The sequence below is a fragment of the Trinickia sp. LjRoot230 genome, assembly GCF_964253315.1.
Classification (GTDB): domain Bacteria; phylum Pseudomonadota; class Gammaproteobacteria; order Burkholderiales; family Burkholderiaceae; genus Trinickia.
On record NZ_CAXUQX020000001.1, the window covers coordinates 2,109,556 to 2,132,440 of the forward strand.

General features: G+C 62.3%; 19 protein-coding genes. 2 read left to right on the forward strand and 17 right to left on the reverse strand.

Annotation, left to right across the window (positions count from 1 at the left end; translation table 11 throughout):
• Positions 1 to 55: 55 nt before the first annotated feature.
• The gene (locus tag ACSQ20_RS09845; RefSeq protein WP_436019386.1) at positions 56 to 1,285 is read right to left on the reverse strand and encodes an RluA family pseudouridine synthase; all 1,230 of its coding nucleotides are present in this window, start codon (positions 1,283 to 1,285) and stop codon (positions 56 to 58) included.
• Between the two features lie 71 nt (positions 1,286 to 1,356).
• On the opposite strand from ACSQ20_RS09845, the gene ACSQ20_RS09850 reads away from it, so the two are divergent.
• Positions 1,357 to 2,214: an outer membrane protein assembly factor BamD gene (locus ACSQ20_RS09850; RefSeq protein ID WP_436023020.1), complete on the forward strand. Its 858-nt coding sequence runs from the start codon at positions 1,357 to 1,359 to the stop codon at positions 2,212 to 2,214.
• Between the two features lie 109 nt (positions 2,215 to 2,323).
• Here the strand turns inward: ACSQ20_RS09850 and ACSQ20_RS09855 are convergent, their stop codons facing one another.
• From ACSQ20_RS09855 to ACSQ20_RS09865, 3 genes are all read right to left on the reverse strand, one after another.
• Positions 2,324 to 4,588 (reverse strand): ATP-dependent DNA helicase, encoded by a 2,265-nt coding sequence (locus tag ACSQ20_RS09855; RefSeq protein ID WP_436019388.1) that lies wholly within the window; start codon positions 4,586 to 4,588, stop codon positions 2,324 to 2,326.
• Between the two features lie 64 nt (positions 4,589 to 4,652).
• Positions 4,653 to 4,868, reverse strand: a complete 216-nt coding sequence (locus ACSQ20_RS09860) for a DUF465 domain-containing protein (RefSeq protein ID WP_436019390.1) — start codon at positions 4,866 to 4,868, stop codon at positions 4,653 to 4,655.
• Positions 4,869 to 4,950: 82 nt separating this feature from the next.
• Complete coding sequence (locus ACSQ20_RS09865) at positions 4,951 to 5,772, reverse strand: colicin transporter (protein ID WP_436019392.1); 822 nt, start codon at positions 5,770 to 5,772, stop codon at positions 4,951 to 4,953.
• A gap of 157 nt (positions 5,773 to 5,929) precedes the next feature.
• Here ACSQ20_RS09865 and ACSQ20_RS09870 point away from each other — a divergent pair, with 157 nt between their 5' ends.
• On the forward strand, positions 5,930 to 8,278 hold the full coding sequence (locus tag ACSQ20_RS09870) for a Tex family protein (protein WP_436019394.1): 2,349 nt from the start codon (positions 5,930 to 5,932) through the stop codon (positions 8,276 to 8,278).
• A gap of 110 nt (positions 8,279 to 8,388) precedes the next feature.
• Here the strand turns inward: ACSQ20_RS09870 and ACSQ20_RS09875 are convergent, their stop codons facing one another.
• From ACSQ20_RS09875 to hisS, 13 genes are all read right to left on the reverse strand, one after another.
• Complete coding sequence (locus tag ACSQ20_RS09875; RefSeq protein ID WP_436019396.1) at positions 8,389 to 10,281, reverse strand: potassium transporter Kup; 1,893 nt, start codon at positions 10,279 to 10,281, stop codon at positions 8,389 to 8,391.
• Positions 10,282 to 10,427: 146 nt separating this feature from the next.
• Positions 10,428 to 10,997 carry a phosphoribosyltransferase gene (locus tag ACSQ20_RS09880; protein ID WP_436023022.1) on the reverse strand — a complete coding sequence of 190 codons (570 nt, stop codon included), beginning with the start codon at positions 10,995 to 10,997 and terminating at the stop codon, positions 10,428 to 10,430.
• Positions 10,998 to 11,035: 38 nt separating this feature from the next.
• Positions 11,036 to 12,382: an adenylosuccinate synthase gene (locus tag ACSQ20_RS09885; RefSeq protein WP_436019398.1), complete on the reverse strand. Its 1,347-nt coding sequence runs from the start codon at positions 12,380 to 12,382 to the stop codon at positions 11,036 to 11,038.
• A 132-nt stretch (positions 12,383 to 12,514) separates the two neighbouring features.
• Positions 12,515 to 13,675, reverse strand: coding sequence for an ATP phosphoribosyltransferase regulatory subunit (locus tag ACSQ20_RS09890; protein ID WP_436019400.1), 1,161 nt, complete (start codon positions 13,673 to 13,675; stop codon positions 12,515 to 12,517).
• 87 nt (positions 13,676 to 13,762) lie between these two features.
• Positions 13,763 to 13,954, reverse strand: coding sequence for a DUF2065 domain-containing protein (locus tag ACSQ20_RS09895; protein WP_436019402.1), 192 nt, complete (start codon positions 13,952 to 13,954; stop codon positions 13,763 to 13,765).
• A gap of 42 nt (positions 13,955 to 13,996) precedes the next feature.
• A complete protein-coding gene (gene hflC / locus ACSQ20_RS09900) occupies positions 13,997 to 14,905 on the reverse strand; it encodes a protease modulator HflC (RefSeq protein ID WP_436019404.1) in 909 nt (302 codons plus the stop codon).
• Between the two features lie 13 nt (positions 14,906 to 14,918).
• On the reverse strand, positions 14,919 to 16,328 hold the full coding sequence (hflK, locus tag ACSQ20_RS09905; RefSeq protein WP_436019406.1) for an FtsH protease activity modulator HflK: 1,410 nt from the start codon (positions 16,326 to 16,328) through the stop codon (positions 14,919 to 14,921).
• Positions 16,329 to 16,360: 32 nt separating this feature from the next.
• Positions 16,361 to 17,572, reverse strand: coding sequence for a GTPase HflX (gene hflX / locus ACSQ20_RS09910; protein ID WP_436023024.1), 1,212 nt, complete (start codon positions 17,570 to 17,572; stop codon positions 16,361 to 16,363).
• Between the two features lie 73 nt (positions 17,573 to 17,645).
• On the reverse strand, positions 17,646 to 17,882 hold the full coding sequence (hfq, locus tag ACSQ20_RS09915; protein WP_035930711.1) for an RNA chaperone Hfq: 237 nt from the start codon (positions 17,880 to 17,882) through the stop codon (positions 17,646 to 17,648).
• Between the two features lie 142 nt (positions 17,883 to 18,024).
• Positions 18,025 to 19,362, reverse strand: coding sequence for a ribosome biogenesis GTPase Der (der, locus tag ACSQ20_RS09920; RefSeq protein ID WP_436019409.1), 1,338 nt, complete (start codon positions 19,360 to 19,362; stop codon positions 18,025 to 18,027).
• Between the two features lie 216 nt (positions 19,363 to 19,578).
• The gene (bamB, locus tag ACSQ20_RS09925) at positions 19,579 to 20,724 is read right to left on the reverse strand and encodes an outer membrane protein assembly factor BamB (RefSeq protein WP_436019411.1); all 1,146 of its coding nucleotides are present in this window, start codon (positions 20,722 to 20,724) and stop codon (positions 19,579 to 19,581) included.
• A 66-nt stretch (positions 20,725 to 20,790) separates the two neighbouring features.
• Positions 20,791 to 21,420, reverse strand: a complete 630-nt coding sequence (locus ACSQ20_RS09930; RefSeq protein WP_436019413.1) for a tetratricopeptide repeat protein — start codon at positions 21,418 to 21,420, stop codon at positions 20,791 to 20,793.
• Positions 21,421 to 21,511: 91 nt separating this feature from the next.
• The gene (gene hisS / locus ACSQ20_RS09935; protein ID WP_436019415.1) at positions 21,512 to 22,870 is read right to left on the reverse strand and encodes a histidine--tRNA ligase; all 1,359 of its coding nucleotides are present in this window, start codon (positions 22,868 to 22,870) and stop codon (positions 21,512 to 21,514) included.
• Positions 22,871 to 22,885 lie beyond the last annotated feature (15 nt).

The following is a 22,885-nucleotide window of genomic DNA, read 5'->3' on the forward strand; positions in this document are numbered from 1 at the left end:
TTTCCTTTCTGATTCGCGATAGTCAGCGTTGCCGCAAGCCGTGCCGGACGTTGTTTCACTCGAGATCGTCATCGGCGTCATAGCCGGCCTCGTCTTCGGCCTCGTCTCCAGCCTCCAGTCCCTCGAACGTGTCCTCGAGCGCGGCCTCGTCGTCCTCGTGCAGCCCGGACGCGGCGCCGAAGCCCAGCGCCGCGGCCAGTTCTGCCATATCGTCGGGCAGGTCGGCCCGCCAGCGCATCGAGCGCCCAGACTCGGGGTGAACCAGGCCGAGGCGCCACGCGTGCAACGCCTGGCGCGCAAAGCCGCCCGGCAACGGGATACTTGAGCGCCTGCCGCGCAGCCCACCGTATAACGGATCGCCAAGCAGCGGGTGTCCGATATGCGCGCAATGCACGCGAATCTGGTGCGTCCGCCCGGTCTCCAGATCGCAGTGAATCGCCGAAATCGGCTGCCGCTGCCAGAGCGTTTCGTCGACCGTGCGAAAGTGCGTCCGAGCCGGTTTGCCCGAGGCGCCGGCCACGACCGCCATGCGCATGCGCTCGCGCGGATCGCGCCCGAGCGGCGCGTCGATCGTGCCATCAGCGGGCGTGGCGCCCCAGACGAGCGCGACGTAGCGCCGCTTGACCGTACGCGCCTGCAGTTGGCGCACGAGATCCGTCTGCGCTTCGAGCGTGCGCGCCACCACCATGAGCCCCGAGGTGTCCTTGTCGAGCCGATGGACGATGCCCGCTCGCGGCAACCCGGCTGCCGCTTCGCCATAGCGATAAAGCAAGCCGTTGAGAATCGTACCGCTCCAATTGCCGGCTGCCGGATGCACGACGAGGCCAGCCGGCTTGTTGATGACGACGAGTGCCGCATCTTCATAGACGACGTCGAGCGGCACCGGTTCGGGCGTAAACGCCAGTTGCTCGGGCAGCAGATCCGGGACGAGTTCGATGTGCGCATCGAGCGGCACCGCCTGACGCACCTTCGACGGCATGCCGTTGACGCGCACGCGCCCTGCCTCCACCCAGCTTTGCAAGCGGCTGCGCGAGAACTCCGGAAAGAGCTTGGCGAGCACCTTGTCGAGCCGTTCACCCGCGAGTTCCGCCGGCGCGCGGGCGCTGCGCGCAGCCTGCGGATCGAGCGAGGTACGGACGCCCGCTTCTCCGACGGGCATGGCAGCGCTTGCTTCGCCGATGCATTCAAGGCTTGCTGACGCATCGGCGCGCGTATTGGTTCGGCTATAATCGGCGCTTCGATCTTTGGGGCTGGGAACGGCGCTTGAAGGACTTTTGCGGGTCATCAAAACAGGGTCATCGAGTGAGACTGAAAGCTAAGAAGCATGGAGAAATGCGGCAAGCCTGGAATACCGTGATGCGATCGGCCTTTCGCGCGGCCGCGTCCGCACTTCGGCGCGCAGCCAGATGCGCTGCCCGCCCCGTGGCGGCGAGCCTGTCGCTGGCGGCTGCCGCGTTGATCGTGACGGGCTGTCACGGCCTGCCGCAAAAGACCGATGAGACAGTAACCTGGCCGAACAGCAAATTATACTCGGAGGCTCAGGACGCCCTCTCCGGTGGAGACTGGGGCAAATGCGCGAAATACTTTGAGGCACTGCAAGGACGCGACCCGTTCGGCCACTTTGCGCAGCAAGCGCAGATCAACGTGGCCTACTGCAACTGGAAAGACAGCGAACCGGCCGCGGCCGACCAGGCCATCGACCGTTTCATCAAGCTGCATCCGGACCATCCCGATATCGCCTACGCCTACTACTTGAAGGGGATGATCCACTTCAACGACGACCTCGGCCTGTTCGGACGATTCTCCGGCCAGGATATGAGCGAGCGCGATCCTAAATCGCTGCGGGAGTCGTATGACGCGTTCAAGGTAGTCGTCGATAAATACCCGAACAGCAAATACGCGCCGGACGCCGCGGCCCGTATGCGTTATATCGTGAACGCCCTCGCCTCATACGAGGTGCATGCGGCCGATTATTACTATCGGCGCGGGGCCTACGTGGCTTCGATCAATCGGGCGCAACGCGCGATCAAGGAATACAAGAACGCGCCGGCCATCGAAGATGCGCTGCACTTGATGATACTGTCGTACACCAAGCTCAACGAGCAGAAGCTTGCCGACGACGCCCGGCGCGTGCTTGCCGCAACGTTCCCGGACAGCCCCTACGTTACCGGCCATCCGCGCCCGGGTGCTCGCAAGTCGTGGTGGCAATTCTGAGTCGACCACGATCAGCGTCAAAAAAAACCCGGTTCCGCGAGATTTGCAGCCGGGTTTTTCTTTGCCTGTAGGGCTGCCCCCCCGAGTTCGTCAGTCGGAGTCGGACAGGCTAGACCGTTTGCGCGGCGCCCGTCCCGTCTTCCCGCTCGCTCGCAAAAAATTCGCGCACCACCTCGATTTCGCGCGTGCGTTTGAACGGCGGCAAGCTTTGCCAGATACGGCGACCATACGGCTTATCGACCAGACGCGTATCGCAAATCATCAGCACGCCGCGGTCCGTCTCGGCGCGAATCAGCCGCCCCGCCCCTTGTTTCAATGCAATGACAGCCTGCGGCACCTGATGCACCGCGAAAGGACTCAAGCCTTTTTTCGCCAGCACGTCGAGTCGGGCTGACAGCACCGGGTCGTCGGGCGGCGCGAACGGCAGCTTATCGATGACGACGAGTGAAAGCGCATCGCCCCGGACGTCGACGCCCTCCCAAAAACTCTGGCTGCCCACGAGGATCGCATTGCCATAAGCGCGAAACCGGTCGAGCAACTCGGTGCGGCTCGCATCGCCTTGCGTGAGTAACGGCATCTGCCAGCCGCGCGCTTCGATTACATCGCGTAGCTTCGTCGCGATGCGCTCGACCGCGCGTAACGTCGTGCACAACACGAAGACGCCGCCACCCGCGGCTTCGATTGCCGGCAGTGCCGCGTCGAAGACCGCATCGGTAAAGGCCGGCGACGACGGCTGCGGCAAGTTGCGCGGCACGTAAAGAAGCCCCTGCATCGCGTAGTCGAACGGGCTTGGCAGCGCCATCGAACGGCGCGCATCAAGGCCCATCTGCGCGGCATAGTGCGTGAAATCGCCGCGCACGGAAAGCGTCGCCGACGTGAAGATCCATGCCCGCGGCACCCCCGCGCGCTGCTTCGCAAAAATCGGCGCGACCGACAACGGCGTTTCATGCAGTTGCACGGTATGCGAGAAAACCTCGATCCAGCGAATGCGCTCGTTTGCATCGGTCAACGCTGCGGCAGCCGTTGCTGCGGCAGCCGTTGCGGCCGCATCGCTCGCTGTGGGCTCCGGGTGGGCGGGCGCCGCCGTCCAGCGGGCGAGCTGATCTTGAAGCTCGCGTGCACGCCGCAAACAGGCAGCCAACGATTCCGCACGTTCGGCCTGGCCCGCGAGCGCACTCGCAAGCAGATCCAGTGCGGCCTCGAGCGCATCGAGTGCAGGAAAAAGCGGATGGTCATCGGCAAGCTGCGCAGCCGATAAGCGCAACGAATCTTCACGGAATACGAGCCGGATATCGCGCGCCGCGCGCTCGAGCCCGGCGCCGAGCTTGACCCACTCCACCGCCTCGCGCGCATTTCCCAACCCTTCCGCTACTGCGTCGCGCGCCAATTCGAGCAGTTGCGTCGTCGAAAGCGTTTCGCCAAAAAAGAGCGTCGCCGTTTCCGGCAACTGATGCGCCTCGTCGAACACAATCGTATTGGCTGTCGGCAACAACTCGGCCATCCCTGTATCGCGCAGCATGATATCGGCGAAAAAGAGATGGTGATTGACGACGACGATGTCGGCCTGCTGCGCTTCGCGACGCGCGTGCATCACAAAGCAGTCCTTGTAGTGCGGACACTCCTGACCGAGGCAGTTCTCGCGCGTCGACGTCACCATTGACCAGACGGGCGCCGTTTCCGGCACACTCGCGAGTTCCGCTTTGTCGCCCGTGCGCGTCAGCTTCGCGAATCGCACGATGTCTTGCAGATAAGCCGAATCCTGCCGGGACGGCAACCGCCCGTTGTCCGCCGTCCGTTGCAGGTAGTAATGGCAAAGATAATTCGCACGGCCCTTGAGCATCGCCACGCTGACGGGCACCGCGAGCGCATCGCGCACCGTGGGGATATCGCGCTGAAAGAGCTGATCCTGGAGGTGCTTGGTGCCGGTCGAGATAATGACTTTCCCGCCCCATAGCATTGCCGGGACGAGATACGCATAGGTCTTGCCCGTGCCGGTGCCGGCCTCGACGATGAGCGTATTTTCGCCGCCGTCGCTTGCTTCTGGCGCAGCTGCCGGGGGCTGGGCGTGCGCCGCGCCCTGCTGCGACGGCGCATCGGCAGAACGCAGGCGTCTTGCGGGACGCTGCTGCAGTTCGAACATCGAGGGCTCGGGCAGCCCGCGTGCCGAGGCCTCCATCGTCGCAGCAACGGCTCGCGCCATCTCGATTTGCGACGCGCGCGCCCGGTATCCGTCGATCGCTCGCGCGAGCAAGCCGCCGGACGCAAAAATGGCGTCGAGCTCGGCACCGTGCTTCGCACTGAGGGCGAACGCAGCACCCGTTTCGCGCGGACCTGCGCGCGCTTCGATGGAGGATGCGTCTGGCGATGTATTCACGGCAAGCGGTTCCTAAGCAAAGACCGGCGCCAGCCCGCTGCGCCGGCGCCTGCCTGTGCGCCGCTCATGCGTGCTTGTCCGGTTCCAGCTGCAGTTGCAGCAAGATGATGTTGTCTTTGACCTTGAGCTTGCGCTTTTTCAAGCGCCGCAACTCGAGATCGGAGATATCCGACGAGTCCGACAATCGGTCGATCATGCGATCGAGCTCGCTATGCTCCGACTCCAACTGCACGATACGGTCGCGCAAAACGTTCGGGTCGATCGTGTCATGGCCGCGCATGGTCGCTCCTCGGTTCGATAAGCGCTTTCCCGCCTGGGTGACGGTATTCGCCTGAGGTTACCGTCCAGCAAAAATCGGTGCGTCAGTCGCTTTCTTGCTGCTCCTTTTGCAACTGTTTTTGCTGCTCGTCCTGCTGAAGCTGCTCTTGTTGCTTTTCCTGTGCCTTTTGCGCCGCCTGCTTTTGGCGGGCTTCGACATCGGCCTTGTGCTGCGCGGCGCCCGCCTGCTTCTCGGAGAACCGCTGAGCGCGCTGGGCCCGCTCTTGCGCATCTTGGGCAGCCTGACGGCGCGCGTCGTCGAGCTTGCGTTGGAAATCGGCCTGCTTTCTGTCGTAAGCCGCTTGATTCGCCGCGCGCTGTGGTGCTTCGGCGCCGCGCCGCGCTTCGTCGAGCGCATGTTGGCGCTGCTTTTGTTCGAACGATTCGGCGTTACGTGCATCGGCAGCCGCCCGCTCGGGGGCCTCCGACGCCTCGCTCGCCGCCTTGATGGCCTGCCGCTCGTCGCGCTGCTGGGCGCGGGCGGCCCGCTTCTCATCATCGAGCGCCAGTTGCTCGGCACGAATCTTCGCCTGCGCCTTACGCATCTTATTTTGCGCTCGGCCAATGCACGCGTTGACGAAAAACTTCGCGTAGCAGTTGTGCGCCGCCACGCCGTATTCGTAGTTATTCTCGGCCGAGCGTTGGTTCAGCGCTTTCTGACGCACGTCGAAATCATCCGCGACCTCATCGGAACGCACGCTTTGCGGCATCTGCCGCGTCTGCGCGGCACCGGACGCTGCTGCGGGCAAACCTTGCGCCGCGGCCGCCAACGGGCACGCAAAAAGCGCCGCCGCAGCGAGTCGGGTCGCGCACCAAATCATCGAAAAACGGGAGATCGGCAACGTCATGAGCGGGGATCGGAACATGCGCGAAATTCTAACACCGGGGGCTGAGCGCCGAGCATTTATGGCAAAATGCGCCGCTCCAGCAACCCGGCTTCGCGCCCGCGTCTCGCCCTTTTCGCGCCCCATTTCGCTACGGCTTGGTGCGGCCCGCGCAGCCCCGCAGTCAAATGCCTTCTCTATGACGGAAACCGTAGCACTCAAGATCGTACAGCGCATTGCCGCCGAATTGACCGTAGCGCCGCGCCAGGTGGCAGCAGCCGTGCAACTCCTCGACGAAGGCGCGACCGTTCCGTTCATCGCGCGCTATCGCAAGGAAGTCACCGGCAACCTCGACGACACGCAGTTACGCCACCTCGAAGAGCGCCTGCTTTACCTGCGCGAGATGGAAGAGCGCCGCGCCACGATTCTCGCCAGCATTGAGGAACAAGGCAAGCTCACCGAGGAACTGCGCACGGCGATCATCGCGGCCGACAGCAAACAGGTTCTCGAAGACCTCTACCTGCCATATAAGCCCAAGCGCCGCACGCGCGCGCAGATCGCTCGCGAAGCCGGGCTCGAGCCGCTGGCGCACACGCTGCTCGCCGACCCAAGCCTGGATCCGCAAACGGAAGCGCTACGGTATGTCGACGCGGAAAAAGGCGTGGCCGATATAAAGGCCGCGCTCGACGGCGCGCGCGATATCCTTTCGGAGCAGTTCGGCGAAACGGCCGACCTGCTGGGCAGACTGCGCGAGTACCTGTACGAGCGAGGCGTCGTTTCGTCGACGGTCATCGAGGGCAAGGAGCACGAAGAGGGCGAGAAATTCCGCGATTACTACGATTACGCCGAAACCTTGAAGACTGTGCCATCGCATCGCGCGCTGGCGCTTTTTCGCGCGCGTAATGCTGGCGTGCTGATGATCAAGCTCGGCCTGGGCGCCGAACTCGACGCCGAAGTCCCGCACCCCTGCGAAGCGATGATCGCCCGCCACGTCGGCATCGCGAACCAGGGCCGCCCTGCGGACAAATGGCTCGGCGACGTCTGCCGTTGGTGCTGGCGCGTCAAGGTGCAGCCACATCTCGAAAACGAACTGTTGACGCAACTACGCGAAACCGCTGAACACGAAGCCATCCGCGTCTTTGCGCGCAATCTGAAAGACTTGCTGCTGGCGGCGCCGGCCGGCCCGAAGGCCGTGATCGGTCTGGATCCGGGGCTGCGCACGGGCGTGAAAGTCGCAGTCGTCGACCGTACCGGGAAGGTGCTCGCCACCGACACCATCTACCCGCACGAGCCGCGGCGCGACTGGGACGGCTCGCTTGCCAAGCTCGCCCGCATCGCGGCGCAGACCAAGGCCGAGCTCATCAGCATCGGCAACGGCACCGCATCGCGCGAGACCGACAAGCTCGCGAGCGAACTCATCGCGCGCCATCCCGAGCTCAAATTGCAGAAAATCGTTGTCTCCGAAGCGGGTGCGTCGGTGTATTCGGCGTCCGAACTCGCTGCGAAGGAATTTCCCGATCTCGACGTCTCGCTGCGCGGCGCCGTATCGATCGCACGGCGGCTGCAAGATCCGCTCGCCGAGCTCGTCAAGATCGAACCGAAAGCGATCGGCGTCGGCCAGTACCAGCATGATGTGAACCAACGCGAGTTGGCACGTTCACTCGATGCCGTCGTCGAAGATTGCGTGAATGCAGTGGGTGTCGATGCGAACACCGCGTCCGTTGCGTTGCTCGCCCGCGTTTCGGGTCTGAACGCGACGCTCGCACGCAACATCGTCGAATACCGCGACGCCAACGGCCCCTTCCGGTCGCGCGAATACCTGCGCAAAGTGCCGCGCCTCGGAGACAAGACCTTCGAGCAAGCCGCCGGCTTTTTGCGGATCAATGGCGGCGAAAATCCGCTCGATCGCTCATCGGTGCACCCCGAGGCGTATCCGGTGGTCGAGCGCATTCTTGCGGCGATTCGCAAGGATATCGGCGCGGTGCTGGGCAACCGCGACGCGCTGGCCGGCATCTCCCCGACCGCCTTCGTCGACGAACGCTTCGGCCTGCCGACGGTCCGCGACATCCTGACCGAACTCGAGAAGCCCGGCCGCGATCCACGCCCCGAATTCAAAACGGCGACGTTCCGCGAAGGCGTCGAGAAGATTTCCGACCTGATGCCGGGCATGGTGCTCGAAGGTGTCGTGACCAACGTCGCCGCATTCGGCGCATTCGTCGACATCGGCGTGCATCAGGACGGTCTCGTCCACGTTTCCGCGATGTCGACGAAGTTCATCAAAGACCCACACGAAGTCGTCAAGGCGGGGCAAGTCGTCAAGGTGAAGGTAGTCGACGTCGACGTGAAACGCCAGCGCATCGCATTGACGATGCGCCTGGCGGACGACGCCGCACCGGCTGCACGCACCGGCGCTCAATCATCCGAACGCAGCAACGGCAATGGCAATCATGGCAATCGCGCAGGCGGTACGCGCGGCGGCCAGCGCTCGCATGACGATCAGCCGGGCGGCGCGATGGCTGCGGCGTTCGCCAAACTAAAGCAACGCTGACGCACGTAGCCATTCGCTACACGCAGAAAAAAACCCGTGGCGGTCTGAACTGAACCGCACACGGGTTTTTTTCGCGCTGCCCTCGGTTGGCTCCGGCAGCGCAGCGGCGATTAAATCTCTATCTTCGTGCCGAGCTCTACGACGCGGTTTGCCGGAATGCTGAAAAAATCGGTTGGCTTGGCAGCGTTCTGGTGCATCCAGGCGAACACGCGCTCGCGCAGTATCGACATGCCTGGCAACTGAGTCGGCACCACCGTTTCGCGTGCGAGGAAAAACGACGTATCCATCAATTCGAACGTCATGCCGTAAGTGCGGCTGATTTCCGCCAGCACGGCCTTGACATCGGGCGTTTCGTTAAAGCCATAGGCCGCCTTCACGATAAACAGCCCGCCGGCGACGTCCTTGATCGTCACGCGCTCGCTTTCATTGACGTAGGGAATATCGCGCGTGATGAACGTCAGAAACAGCGTCCGCTCGTGCAGCACTTTGTTGTGCTTCAGGTTATGGAGCAAGCTCACCGGCACGAGCGTATCGCTACCAGTCAAGTAGATCGCGGTTCCCGAAACGCGGTGCGGCGGATGCGCAAGCAAACTTTGCAGGAACGGAGCGAGCGGTATGCCATCGGCCGCGGTTCGCTCCTTTACCAGCAGGCGCCCCTTGTGCCATGTCATCAGCAGGAAAAACAGCAGTGCACCGATGCCGAGCGGCAGCCAACCACCCTCCGCCACCTTCAACAGATTCGCGCCAAAAAATGCAAGATCCACGATGATGAATGCCGCAATGATGCATGCAACGAGCAGCTTGTTCCAATTCCAGACCTTGACCATCACGACGCATGCCAGGATGGTCGTAATGACCATTGTCGTCGTAACCGCAATGCCGTAAGCGGCCGCCAGATTATCAGAGCTTTTGAAGCCGATCACGACCAACAAAATAATGAAGAGCAGCAACCAGTTCACAACGGGCACATAGATCTGGCCGATGGCAAGATCCGACGTATGCAGGATCTTCATGCGCGGCACATAGCCGAGTTGAATCGCCTGGCTCGTCAACGAGTAGGCCCCCGAGATCACTGCTTGCGAGGCGATCACCGTTGCGACCGTCGATAACACGACGAGCGGCAGCGTCGCCCACTCGGGCGCCATCAGGAAAAACGGGTTCGCAAGCGCTTTGGGGTTATGCATCAACAGCGCGCCCTGACCGAAATAGTTGATCACAAGCGCGGGCATCACCACGCAGTACCAACCCGCACGAATCGGCTTCGCACCGAAATGGCCCATATCGGCGTAAAGCGCTTCGGCGCCGGTCAGCACGAGAAAAACAGAACCGAGCACCACATAAGCCTGCAACATGTGGCGGCTCAGGAACGAGATCGCATAGTACGGATTGAGCGCTGCGATGATCCCCGGCTCGCGAACGACATGAAGGGCGCCAAGAACAGCGAGCGTCGCGAACCAGACGATCATGATCGGGCCGAACAGCTTGCCGACCAGCGAGGTGCCGTGCCGCTGAATCCAGAAAAGCACTATCAGAATGACGATCGTGATCGGGATAACGAGGTGGGACAGTTCCGGTGTGGCCACTTGTAGGCCTTCGACGGCAGACATCACGGAGATCGCCGGCGTAATCACGGCATCGCCATAAAACATACAGGCGCCGAAGATGCCGAGCATCATCAATGTTCCGGACAAACGCCCCCTATTGGCGAACGGCCGTAGCGAGAGCGCCATCAATGCAAGCACGCCGCCCTCGCCGTTGTTGTCGGCCCGCATGACGAACAGCACATACTTGACCGACACCACAACGATGATCGCCCAGAACAGCAAGGAAATGACGCCGAGAATCGACGCCTCTGTCAATGGAATGCCATGCGATTCGCTGAACGCTTCCTTCAATGCATAAAGCGGGCTCGTGCCGATGTCACCGAACACCACGCCAATTGCGGCCAGCGCGAGCGAAGACAGGGGCTGCTGGCGAGGATTCTCGTGGCCATTGTTTGTCATAAAGGAAAAAATCCGGTCCGGATAAGCGGAGAGCGAGCGCTATTCTAGCGGTGCTCGCATGCTCCGCACAAAAGAAAAAGCGGAGCCAGCCGACTCCGCCTCTTGCACAGGGTCCTCATATGGCCGAGCTGCGCCACGCGGGCAACTTATGCGCCGGAACACGTGTCTTGCGCAACGCCACGCTTGATCCATGCCCCAAGATTATGCGGGCGCACGGTATCCCACTCTTCGAAGGGTTGGTGAATCCACGGGTTGGTCGGCAGATGCTCGACAAAATAGTCAGGTTTGACCTTCGAGCAGCCCTTATACCAAAGCACGGCAGAGCGCACCGCCGTCACCGCCGGGTAACGCTCTTTCATATGCTGCTGCACGCGCGCGAGCGTCACACCCGAATCGACGAGATCGTCGACGAGCAGCACGTTGCCGGAGAGTTCCCCGCGCGTCATCGTGATGTACTGCGCGATATCGAGTTCGCCCTGCTGCGTTCCCGCTGCTTCGCGGTACGAGCTCGTGGCAAGAATGGCGAGCGGAAGATCGTAGATGCGTGAGAGCTGGTCCCCCACGCGCAAGCCGCCGCGTGCGAGACACAGAATCTTCTCAAACTTCCAACCGGAATCGTGTACCGCGAGCGCGAGCAATTCGATCAGCCGGTGGTATTCGTCCCAGTTGATCCAGAGGTTCTTGTCGTCGTTACGCGGATCGGTCATCGCGATCATCGTCATGTTTTACATCGCCCTCTTACGCTTTTGCCCTCTTACACCTTGAACGGATGACGCAACAAGATGGTTTCGTCGCGATCGGGGCCGGTCGACACCATATCGATCGGCACGCCGGCCACTTCTTGCACCCGCGTGAGGTAGGCTTGCGCGTTGGCCGGCAGCCGGTCCCATTGCGTGATGCCGATCGTGCTTTCCTGCCAGCCGCCGAAGCACTCGTAGACGGGCTCGCAGCGCGCCACTTCCGGTGCACCGCGCGGCAGCAAGTCTACGTCTTTGCCGTCTATCTTGTAGCCAACGCACAGCTTGACCTCATCGAGGCCGTCAAGCACGTCGAGCTTCGTGATACACAGGCCCGAAATGCCGTTGATTTGGATCGAACGACGCAGCGCGGCGGCATCCAGCCAACCCGTGCGACGGGGACGCCCCGTGACGGAGCCGAACTCCTTGCCGACGTTGGCCAACGTCACGCCAATCGCTTCTTGCCGTTTCGGATTGTCCGCATCGTATAGCTCGCTCGGGAACGGCCCCGCACCGACGCGCGTGCAATAGGCCTTCGTGATGCCGAGGATGTAATGAAGTTTCTGCGGCCCCACGCCAGCACCCGCTGCTGCCGCGCCGGCGACGCAATTGCTCGATGTGACGAACGGATAGGTGCCGTGATCGATGTCGAGCAGCGTGCCCTGCGCGCCTTCGAACAACAGATTGCGGCCCGCGGCGTTTTCGTCGTACAGACGACGCGACACGTCGGCCACCATCGGTGCGAGGCGCTCGGCGTAGCTGAGCATTGTGTCGAGCGTCTGCTGGAAGTCGACAGCGGCTGCCCCAAGATATTGGGTCAGCACGAAATTATCGAAATCGAGGTTCTCTCGCAGGCGCTCCGCGAATGCGGACGGCGCGAACAAGTCCTGTACGCGTAGCGCGCGCCTGCCCACTTTATCTTCGTACGCGGGGCCGATACCACGGCCCGTGGTACCGATCTTGCCCGCGCCGCGGCGCGCTTCACGCGCTTGGTCGATGGCAATATGCTGTGGCAGGATCAACGTGGCTGCTTCGGAAATAAACAGGCGCCGGCAAACGTCGAGACCGGCCGTTTCGAGTTCCGCGATTTCCTTGAAGAGGGCCTCGGGCGATAAAACGACACCGTTACCGATATAGCACGCCACGTCTGCGCGCATGATGCCGGACGGGATCAAGCGCAAGATGGTTTTCTTGCCACCGATGATGAGCGTATGGCCGGCGTTATGGCCGCCCTGGAAACGCACGACGCCTTGCGCGTGGTCCGTCAGCCAGTCGACGATCTTGCCTTTGCCTTCATCACCCCACTGAGTCCCGACGACGACAACGTTGCGCCCCTGGGCTACGTTCACTGCACTGGCAGACATGTTGATTCTTGAGCTGGTTAAAAACGTATTCTACCCATCTTCGCCGCGCGTTCCGAATTTTTCCATTTCGTTTCAACGGCATGGGCTCATTGGATCGCGGCCGGCAAGCGGTATAAAAGATTCGCCTTGGCCTTATCCCGAGTGCGTGCGTGTTTGCACCACCCAGGCGCCGTCGCGTTCGACTAGCACCCGGTCGCACGCGAACTCGTCGAGATCGTGATCGTGACCCGGCAGCGCCTGAATGACGACTTCGCCGGCATTCCTCAACGCGGCGACGCTCGCACGCAACGCGTCGTCGTGCTTCCACGGCGCGAGAATTGCGTTGCTGCGCACTTCGATAGACGAGATTCGCCCGATTTCCCGCAAGTCGAGCGAAAACCCGGTAGCCGCGCGCGCGCGTCCGTACGCCTGCCCCACGTGATCGTAACGACCGCCGCGCGCCACCGCACTCGGCACCCCATCGACATAAGCCGAAAACATCGCGCCGCTGTGATAGGCGTAGCCGCGAAGATCGGCGAGATCGATCGTCACTTCAGCCGTGTCGACCTGTGACGCGAGAAATGCTAGATCGTCTAGCGCTTGCGTGATCTCCGGCCATTGCGGCAGGCGCGCACGCGCTTCGACGATTACAGACGCGTCGCCGTATAGCGAAGGCAGCGTGCGCAGTGCATCGGCCACGGGCGCACTAAGCTCGCGCGTCAGCTCGCTCAAGTGCGCCACATCCTTACCCGCCAGCGCCTCGTAAAGCGTCTCGCCCATTTTCGCGGCCGCCGCGTCGCGCGCGAAGAGCGCGGAAAGCACCCCCGCGTGGCAAAGATCGAGCCGCACCTTGTCCAAGCGCGCAAGGCGCAGAGAATCGAGCAGCAGTTGCTGGATCTCGACGTCGGCCTCGAGGCCTGCATGGCCGTAGATTTCCGCGCCGACCTGGATCTGTTCGCGCGTCGCATGCAGCCCGCGGGGGCGCGTATGCAACACGCTGCCCGCGTAGCAAAGACGCGTGACACCCTGCCGGTTGAGCAAGTGCGCATCGATGCGCGCGACCTGCGGCGTGGTATCGGCCCGCAGCCCCAGCGTACGGCCCGATAGCTGGTCAACGAGCTTGAAGGTGCGCAGGTTCAGATCACTGCCCCCGCTGGTAAGCAGCGACTCGAGATACTCGAGCAGCGGCGGCATCACCATTTCGTACCCATAGGCACGAAAGCGATCGAGCAGCGCGCGGCGCAGCTCCTCGATCTTGCGCGCCTCCGAGGGCAACACGTCGGCGATATTCTCAGGCAGCAGCCAGGTCGACATCGGTACAGTCCTACAACGTGGTGAGCGGCGCGCGTTGGCGCGGCCGAAATGAAATGCTTGAGCGGGGCCCCCGCATCGGGCCGTCGCCTACGTGGCGACGAGCAGCAGAATCAGGCCCAGCGCCATGACAATCAGCCCTCCGACGCGGATATGATGCGTCGGACGCGCCGCCATTTTACGAAACGTTTCGCGCCAAGCCGTCGGAAACACGAACGGAAACATGCCCTCGATGATAAGCATCAACGCAACCGCGAGCAGTAGTGAGCCGGCTATATCCATACGCATCCTGCCGCACCCGCACGGGCGCGGTGTCCCCTGTTGTCAGTGTTTTTTTGGCGCCGCGGCGGCACGCGACGCCGGATCGCCATTGCCTTCGGGCCCACGCATGAAACGGAAAAAGTCGCTGTCCGGATCGACGACGATTACGTCATTCGGCTTAAATACGGCACGGTACGCCTGCAGGCTCTGGTAGAACTGATAGAAGCCCGGGTCGCGGCCGAATGCATCGGCGGCAATCTCGGCCGCTTTCGCATCGCCCTGGCCCTTGATTGTCTGCGCTTGCTTGTAGGCATCGCCGAGTACGGCCTGACGTTGGCGCTCGGCGTCACCCTTGATTTGCTCCACATCGGCGCCGCCTTGGGCGCGCGTCTCGCTGGCGATCTGTTCTCGCGCTGCCGCCATCCGCTTGTAGGTTGCGTCCGCCAGATTGGCCGGCAAATCGACGCGCACAAGCTGCACATCGACCACCTCGATTCCCAACGCCTGCGCTTTCGCCTCCATTGCCGCACGCGCTGCCGACGCAATCTCGGCTTGCTGCGCAAGCGCATCCGTCAGCGTGCGCTGCTTCAAAGCATCGCCGAGGGCGCTGCGCATCAATGCGGCGAGCCGATCGGGCGCACTTGGCAGATCACCGCTGGTTGCTTCGAAGAGCTTGAGTGGGTCGGCAACGCGGTATTTCACCAGCGGGCTCACCAGCAAATCGCTCTGGTTCGACGTGGCGTAGCGATCGGCCGCGGAAGGCTCGACCGCCTGAATGCGCGTATCGATCCGCGCCGCGCTCTGAACCGGCGTGGGAAGCTTGAAATGCAAACCGGGGCCGACCACGCGCGGATCCGCCCCGCCGCGCGAAGAAACGACGGCGACGTGACGCTGATCGACGACGACAAGCATCGACGCCCCCGCAAACAGAACAACGACAACAGCAATAACGAGCGCAATGATGCGATTCATATCCGGGCGCCCCTCACTGTGGCTGGTCGTATTCGCGCGAGCGGCTGCGCAGGGAATCGCGCGAGCGCAATGGGTCGCTTGCACCGGCGGCGGCGCTCGCCTGGCTCGCCTGGCTCGCCTGGCTCGCCTGGCTCGCTGCGGACGCGGACGCGGCTGTGGCTGTCGCGGCAGGCGCAGGCGTCGAAGCAGGAGCAGAAGCGGCTTCTGGTGCAGACGCTCCGGAAGCCGGCTGTGGGGCGGCGGCAGCTTGCCCGGCCGCGCGGCGGTTCGTTTCAAGCAGCTTGTCGAGTGAGACGTTGATCACGCTCGACGCCGTCTTCCCACCGACGAATATCTTGGTGGCATTCGAATAAATGTCGCGCATGGTGTCGAGATAGAGCCGCTCGCGCACTACGGCCGGGGCCTTCTGATATTGCGCGTAGACCTGGTCGAAACGCTGCGCGTCGCCTTGCGCCTGCGCCACGACACGCTCCGCGTAGGTCTTCGCATCGTCGATCGTGCGGGACGCTTCACCCTGCGCTCTCGGCAGCAAATCGTTGGCATACGCCTGGGCATCGCGTTTCATGCGCTCGCGATCTTGCTTGGCGCGCGCCACAGCGTCGAAAGCGGATTGCACCTGCTGCGGGGGATCGATGCTTTGAATCGCCACACCGGCGACAGCCAACCCGGTGCGGTAGCGCTCGAGCGATGTTTGAATCGCCGCTACGAGTTTTTGGCTCAACGCATCGCGGTTTTCGGCGAACACCGCATCGGTGCTTTGCGCGCCGACGATTGCCCGCACAGCCGTCTGTGCCGCTTGTGTCACGCTGCGATCCGGGTCGACCGCGTGAAAAAGGTAGTCGGTAGCCGATTTGATCCTGTATTGCACGACAAACCGCACGTCGACGATATCGCCATCGTGCGTGAGCATCGATGCATCCGCCACATTGGCGTCCGCGACTGCATTGCGCCGACCGATCTCGACCGAACGCGTTTCCGAGACGTTGACGATTTCGTTTGTTTCGAACGGGTAGGGCGAGCGCAGATGGATGCCGGGATCAACCGTGCGCAGATATTTGCCAAACTGAAGCACGACGCCCTTTTGTCCTTCCTGCACCACGAACACACCGCTGCCGACGTAGATCGCGATCAGCACGCCGATGACGATGCCGACCCCGACGCGGGCGGCTCGCCCATTATCTGGGCGGCGCTCGCCGGGGCCCGAGCCGCGCCCTTTCGTGCCGAACAGACGCCCGAGCCGCTGATTGAAATCGCGCCACATTTGGTCGAGATCGGGCGGACCGTCGACGTCTCCCTTTGGCTGCTTGGGTTCATTGGGACGCTGCTGGTTGCCATTGCTGTCGCCGCGCCCCCAGCGGGGATCGCTGATCGAAAGGACAGCGCGCGCGCGCGCCCAGAAACTCCGCTCGTTGTATTCGTTCACCTGTGTTCGTTCGCTCGAGTTGGGAGAGCCGGTCAATGCAGATCCGAACGGGGCAACGGCCATGTGTCGGCAATCCGCGATACGTCGGATACGTCGAAGTCTTTGCGCTCGTCTGCCGCCGGCGAATGCTCCGGCATGGCCCGCCCGGTGTCTGGAAGATGTTCTGAGGTGGCGATTTCCGCGATGGCAGCGCGCAGAGAATCAAGCCCCTGACCCGTGCGCGCGCTCAAAAAGACGCGCGAAATATTACCATACTCGTCCCGCTCGACGGCCTCCTTGCGGGCGGCCAATTCAGGAACGGAGTCGATCTTGTTGAAGACGAGCACCTGCCGCACGGTATCGGCACCGATTTCCCGCAGGACCTCGTTCACTTGATCGATTTGGTCGAGGCGCACCGCGCTCGAAGCATCGACGACATGCAGCAGCACGTCCGCATGGATCGTCTCTTCAAGCGTTGCGCGGAAGGCCGCCACGAGTTGGTGTGGCAGCTCCCGAATAAACCCGACCGTATCGGAGATCACGACCTGCCCCGCTTCGTCGCCGAGAAAAACACGGCGCGAGGTCGTATCGAGCGTGGCGAAGAGCTGGTTTGCCGCATACGCTTGTGCCTTCGTCAACGCATTGAAGAGTGTCGATTTCCCGGCATTGGTATAACCGACGAGCGACACCGACAGGGCCCGATTGCGCTGGCGCTGCCGCCGCTGCGTGCCGTGCTGCCGTTTGAGTTTCTCGAGCCGCACCTTGAGCATCTTGATGCGCTCGCCGATGAGGCGGCGGTCCGTTTCGAGCTGCGTTTCACCAGGACCGCGCAGCCCGATACCGCCTTTTTGACGCTCGAGGTGAGTCCACGCGCGCACGAGCCGCGTGGCAATGTATTGCAGCTGCGCGAGTTCCACCTGAAGCTTGCCTTCATGGCTACGGGCGCGCTGCGCGAAAATGTCGAGGATGAGGCTGGTGCGGTCGACGACGCGCCGGTTAAGCGTTCGCTCCAGATTGCGCTGCTGCGCGGGCGCCAGCGCGTGATTGAAGATGACGATGTCGACGTCATTCGCTTCACAGGCTAGACGCAATTCCTCAGCCTTGCCGCTGCCGACAAACAGCGCGGCGTCGGGGCTCGAGCGGCGCCCAGTGAGGGTCACGGCGGGATGAGCGCCCGCACTTTGTGCGAGCAGACTGAGTTCTTCGAGACTGGCTTCGAAGTCGATTTTGCCGAAGTCGATGCCGACAAGCGCTGCGTTGATCAAATTGGTGAGTGTCAAATTGAAGCGGCCGGCATGACGGCGAGCCAAGCGCCGTCATGCCGGCCGCGATAATGGGTCAGGACGTTTCAGCGTCGGGATGGAAATTGACCGGGCGAGCTGGCACGACCGTCGAGATTGCGTGCTTATAAACCATCTGAGTAACGGTGTTCCGGAGCAACACGACGTACTGGTCGAACGATTCGATGTTTCCTTGGAGCTTGATGCCGTTGACCAAATAGATCGAGACTGGCACATGCTCTTTACGCAGTGCGTTCAAAAACGGGTCTTGTAACAATTGCCCTTTGTTGCTCATAGCAAACTCCGTCGTTTTTTTGCAGGTTGGGTCCAGACTGACGCCGAGGAAAAAGAAATCCGACGCCAATCGCTACACTATAGCCGATTTTGGTTGTGGTACGCGCCGCCTGGCCAAGCGGCCGACCCCTCGCGTACCGGGCTCAGCCTTTGTCCGCATAGGGGTTCGCCGACGAGCGAAACTCAATGCGCAATGGAGTGCCGGTGAGCGAGAAAGTTTCTCGAAAGCGGTTTTCGAGATAGCGCTTATAGGTCTCGGTAACGGCATCGAGCGCGTTGCCGTGAATGACGATAATCGGCGGATTCTGACCGCCCTGGTGGGCGTAGCGAAGCTTCGGACGAACCGGGCCTCGGCGCCTGGGCTGCTGGAATTCGACGGCTTCGATCAGCGCGCGCGTGAGTTTCGGTGTCGGCAACTTTGCCATTGCGGCGGCATAAGCGTCGTCGACAGAGCGCATCAGCGGGCCGATGCCCGTCTTTTGCGTGGCGGAAACGAAATGGAATTTGGCGAATTCGAGAAACTTGAGCTTGCGCATCAGGTCCGCTTTGGTGCGCTCGCGAACGTGCTCGTCCAGCCCATCCCATTTGTTCACGCCGACCACCAGCGCGCGCCCCTGCTCCACCACGAACCCCGCGATATGCGCGTCCTGCTCGGAAATATCCTGGCGTGCGTCGAGCAGCAAAATGACAACGTTAGCGTCGGCAATGGACTGCAAAGTCTTGACGACCGAAAATTTCTCGATTGCTTCGAACACTTTTCCACGTCGCCGCAGTCCGGCTGTATCGATTAGCGTGTATTTGCGGCCCTGCCGCTCGAAATCGACGTAGATGGAGTCGCGCGTGGTGCCCGGCATGTCGAACGCGATCACGCGTTCTTCACCGATGAGCGTATTGACGAGCGTCGATTTGCCGACGTTCGGCCGGCCCACGATTGCAATCTTGGTCCCGCGGGACGCCTTTTCTTCCTCGCTCTCTTCCGGCTGGCCCGCATATGCGATCTCGAGGGCGTCGTTGATCATCTCGGTCACGCCGTCGCCATGTGCCGACGAAATCGCACGGGGGTCGCCGAGCCCGAGCTCGTAAAAATCGGCGGCAACGGCCGTGTACTTCATGCCTTCGGCTTTGTTGACAACCAGCATGATCGGCCGGCCGGTCTTGCGCAGATAGTCGGCAATCGCCTTGTCTTGCGGCGCGAGGCCGTTGCGCCCGTCGACGATGAAAACGACGACATCGGACTCTTCGACGGCTTGGCGTGTTTGCCGCGCCATTTCGTGCAGGATGCCGTCTTTCGCCACGGGTTCGAAGCCACCCGTATCCACGACGAGATAGGGCCGCTCACCCACGCGCCCCTCGCCATAGTGGCGATCGCGCGTGAGGCCCGGCAAGTCGGCGACGAGCGCGTCACGCGAGCGCGTCAACCGGTTAAACAGCGTGGATTTCCCCACATTGGGGCGCCCAACAAGGGCAATTACGGGTTTCATCTAATGTCGTCTAAGTAAAGCGCTGGTGCTGGTGCCGCTGCCGGGCGCAACGTCGGGCACACCGGCCAAGCAAGACCGGCGCATGACAGCGCAATGAGGCTGCGAAAGGCACGCGGCCTTGCTGCACGTTATCACGATCATGCCGCACCGGCGCATGCTTGGCGACAGCGCGGCCGCCCGGCCGAAGTGCGTGCGAAAGCGGTCTGCCGCTAGCTGTCAGCGTGGGCGGAAGCCGAACAATTCGCCATCGCGCGTTTGCACGATCAGCGTGTCGCCAGCGACCACGGGCGCCGCCGTGATCCGGCTACCATCGGTGGGAACGCGCGCGACGAACGAACCGTCATCGCGCGAAAGGAAATGCACGAAACCTTTGTAGTCGCCGAACACGACCGACGGCCCGAGCAGCAGCGGCACGCTCAAGTCGCGGTTTTTCAGCTTGTCGTTGCGCCAAAGCTGCCGGCCATCGTCGGCGCTGAATGCGATGGCAACCGACCAGTCGTCGCTCGACACGACGGTGTTGTTGTCTTGCGCGACGCCGCTGGCGCTCGAAAACGGCTTTTCCCAGACTGCACGCCCCGAATTTGCGTCAAAGCAACCGATGCGTCCCTGGAACGTCACCGCGCATGCCTGCGACCCGATGAGCGTCGGCGCACCCGTGACATCGTTGATGCGCTCCACCTCGGTGACACCCTTCGGGAAAGACACCGGCGCTTGCCAGTAGTCGTCGCCCGTCTTCACGTTGATCGCAGCAAGCCCGCCACCGGGAAAACCGGCGAGCACGGCCGCGTCACCGGCGAAGATCATGCCGGCCGACACACGCAGGTTCAGCGGCACAGCGCGATTATGGTAGACCCACTGGAGTTCGCCGGTTTGCGCGTTGAAGGCGTTGATCTGCCCGTCGATCGTCCGCACGACTACCAGACCGTTGCCTACGAGCGGCGGCGACACGATGGCGCCCGCCACGTCGCCCTTCCACAGCAGTTTGCCGTTTGCATCCAGCACGATCACGCCACCGCGTACGGCACCCACCGCCGTCAGCGTACCGTCACTGCCCACGCCGGCCGAGAGGTCGGTATGCACTTTGGTCCGCCAGATTTCCTTGCCGGTTTTGGCATCGATCTTCGCAACGGTGCCACTCTCGCCGGCTGCGTAGACGGCGTCTCCAACAGCGATCGGGGAGAAGAGATAACGGCCGGCCTTGCCGACGCTCGTCTTCCAGACCCGCTCGACATTGAGACTGGACTTGAACTCGGTAAGCGGCGTTGGCACGCGGCGGGCGTCCTTGGAGGACGAGCAAGCCGCCACCGTCAGAACAGCCACTGCACAAACAACGGGCACCACGAAACGTTTCAGCAAATTCATCGGTGGGCGAAGCATCGTCAAAAAGTTGATCAAATGAGGCAAACCGGGCAACGCTTGCGCGGCCGCTCAGCTGCCAAGTGCATCGAGCTTGAATTGAATCAGCTGACGCCCGGATGTATCGTTTTTCGCCAACGTGTCAAGTGCGAGTTGATAAGCCGCACGCGCGTCGTCACGCTTACCCGCCGCCGCTAGAAGATCGCCCCGGCGATCGGCGACGACGCCCTTGAACCCATCGGGTGGCGTGCCGGCAAGCAGCGCAAGGCCCGCATCGTACGATTTCTCATCGAGCAAGACGGCCGCGAGCCGCACCTTAGCGAGCTCCTTGTATTCGTCGTCCTTCGCATGATCGATTGCCCATTGCAACTGGGCTTTCGCAGCAGCCACATCGCCGGCTTCGTAAAGCGTCTTGGCCGCGGCGAGCGCGCTCATCTGCGCGTAGGCCGTACTGCCATAGCGCGATTCCATTTCCGCTGCGTCACGCGCGACGACTGCCTTGTTCTTCGACGAGACCGCCTGCTGCACCTGTTCGTACAATACGGCGGCCTGCGCGGCCTCGCGACGTTGCCAGAAATTCCAGCCGTTCCATGCTGCCGCGGCGAGGAGCGCCACGAGTACGACCCAGGTCGCCGCGTTGCCCCACTGTGCCCACCAGGCTTTGAAGCTCTCTATCGATTCTTGTTCGTCGTGATAACTCATCGGCAAGCGATTCCTTCGTTCCTGCGTCTTGTGATTGTCGAACCATTGCCGCGCGGCACCAGCGCCCAGGGCCGGTTGGCGCACCGGTACGTCAGTCGTCGCCCTCTTCGGCGGTTGCAACCATCGCATTGATTAGAAATTCGGTCAAGTTCTCGACCGGCACACTGCGTTGTTCGTTCTTGTCGGCTGATCCGCTCGATCCGTCGGGCCCGCCCGCCTGACGTAACGGTTTGACGCCTACCGTACCGTTCGCCATTTCGTCTTCCCCGAGGATGACGGCGAAAGCCGCGCCGCTCGCGTCGGCACGTTTCATCTGCGACTTGAAGCTCGCGGCTGCTCCGTCGGCGCTGCAATGCAAGACGACGTCGAGGCCGGTATCGCGCAGCCGTTCCGCAATGATGAAGGCCTGCTCGCGCGCGGGCTCGCCCTGATGAACGACGTAGACGTCGCACCCCTCAGGCTGCGGCACGAGATCGTCCTCTTTCAGCAGTTCCAAGATACGTTCGACGCCGATCGCCCAACCGCACGCCGCCGTTGCCTTGCCACCCAATTGCTCGATGAGCGGGTCGTAGCGGCCGCCCGCTGCAACGGTGCCTTGCGCGCCGAGCTTGTCCGTTACCCACTCGAACACGGTGAGGTTGTAATAATCGAGCCCGCGCACCAGCCGCGGATTGATCTTGAACGGCAGGTTATTGGCCTTCAAAAGCCGCTGCAGGCCATCGAAATGCGCGCGTGACGCATCGCCGAGAAAATCGATCAGCTTGGGGGCCTGCTCCGCGATCTCTTGCAGCGCCGGGTTCTTCGTATCGAGCACGCGCAGCGGATTCGTATAGAGGCGCCGCTTCGCGTCGTCGTCGAGTACGTCGACGTGCTTCTCCAAATATTGAATCAGCTCCACACGGTGCGCCGCGCGCTCTTCCACCCGTCCGAGCGAGTTGATCTCGAGGCGAATACCGGTGAGCCCAAGGTCATCCCACAGCCGCTGGCACATCAGAATGATTTCGGCGTCGGCATCGGGGCCCGCGAAACCGAGCGCCTCCACTCCGACCTGGTGGAACTGCCGGTAACGCCCGCGCTGCGGCCGCTCATGGCGGAACATCGGGCCGACATACCAAAGCCGCTTCGGGCCGTCGTAAAGCAAATTGTGCTCGATAGCCGCGCGCACGACCGACGCGGTACTTTCGGGGCGAAGCGTCAGATTCTCGCCGTTGAGCGCATCGACGAAGCTATACATCTCTTTCTCGACGATGTCGGTAACCTCGCCAATGCCGCGTGTGAACAACTGCGTGTGCTCGACGATCGGCGTCCGGATGTTTTGATAGCCGTAAGCACGCAGCATCGACTTCACGGTGGACTCGAAAAACTCCCACAGCGCCGCCTCTTGCGGCAGCACGTCGTTCATGCCTTTGACGCCCGTGAGCTTCTCGAGCTTTCTTTTTGATTCTGTCATCTGTATTCGGTTGGC

Excerpts from the sequence above, each read along its gene's own strand:
- ACSQ20_RS09845 (WP_436019386.1), bottom strand. The coding sequence starts at position 1,285 with ATGACCCGCAAAAGTCCTTCAAGCGCCGTTCCCAGCCCCAAAGATCGA.
- ACSQ20_RS09850 (WP_436023020.1), top strand. The coding sequence starts at position 1,357 with ATGCGATCGGCCTTTCGCGCGGCCGCGTCCGCACTTCGGCGCGCAGCC.
- ACSQ20_RS09860 (WP_436019390.1), bottom strand. The coding sequence starts at position 4,868 with ATGCGCGGCCATGACACGATCGACCCGAACGTTTTGCGCGACCGTATC.
- ACSQ20_RS09865 (WP_436019392.1), bottom strand. The coding sequence starts at position 5,772 with ATGTTCCGATCCCCGCTCATGACGTTGCCGATCTCCCGTTTTTCGATG.
- ACSQ20_RS09870 (WP_436019394.1), top strand. The coding sequence starts at position 5,930 with ATGACGGAAACCGTAGCACTCAAGATCGTACAGCGCATTGCCGCCGAA.
- ACSQ20_RS09875 (WP_436019396.1), bottom strand. The coding sequence starts at position 10,281 with ATGACAAACAATGGCCACGAGAATCCTCGCCAGCAGCCCCTGTCTTCG.
- ACSQ20_RS09880 (WP_436023022.1), bottom strand. The coding sequence starts at position 10,997 with ATGATCGCGATGACCGATCCGCGTAACGACGACAAGAACCTCTGGATC.
- ACSQ20_RS09885 (WP_436019398.1), bottom strand. The coding sequence starts at position 12,382 with ATGTCTGCCAGTGCAGTGAACGTAGCCCAGGGGCGCAACGTTGTCGTC.
- ACSQ20_RS09890 (WP_436019400.1), bottom strand. The coding sequence starts at position 13,675 with ATGTCGACCTGGCTGCTGCCTGAGAATATCGCCGACGTGTTGCCCTCG.
- ACSQ20_RS09895 (WP_436019402.1), bottom strand. The coding sequence starts at position 13,954 with ATGGATATAGCCGGCTCACTACTGCTCGCGGTTGCGTTGATGCTTATC.
- hflC (WP_436019404.1), bottom strand. The coding sequence starts at position 14,905 with ATGAATCGCATCATTGCGCTCGTTATTGCTGTTGTCGTTGTTCTGTTT.
- hfq (WP_035930711.1), bottom strand. The coding sequence starts at position 17,882 with ATGAGCAACAAAGGGCAATTGTTACAAGACCCGTTTTTGAACGCACTG.
- der (WP_436019409.1), bottom strand. The coding sequence starts at position 19,362 with ATGAAACCCGTAATTGCCCTTGTTGGGCGCCCCAATGTGGGGAAATCC.
- bamB (WP_436019411.1), bottom strand. The coding sequence starts at position 20,724 with ATGAATTTGCTGAAACGTTTCGTGGTGCCCGTTGTTTGTGCAGTGGCT.
- ACSQ20_RS09930 (WP_436019413.1), bottom strand. The coding sequence starts at position 21,420 with ATGAGTTATCACGACGAACAAGAATCGATAGAGAGCTTCAAAGCCTGG.
- hisS (WP_436019415.1), bottom strand. The coding sequence starts at position 22,870 with ATGACAGAATCAAAAAGAAAGCTCGAGAAGCTCACGGGCGTCAAAGGC.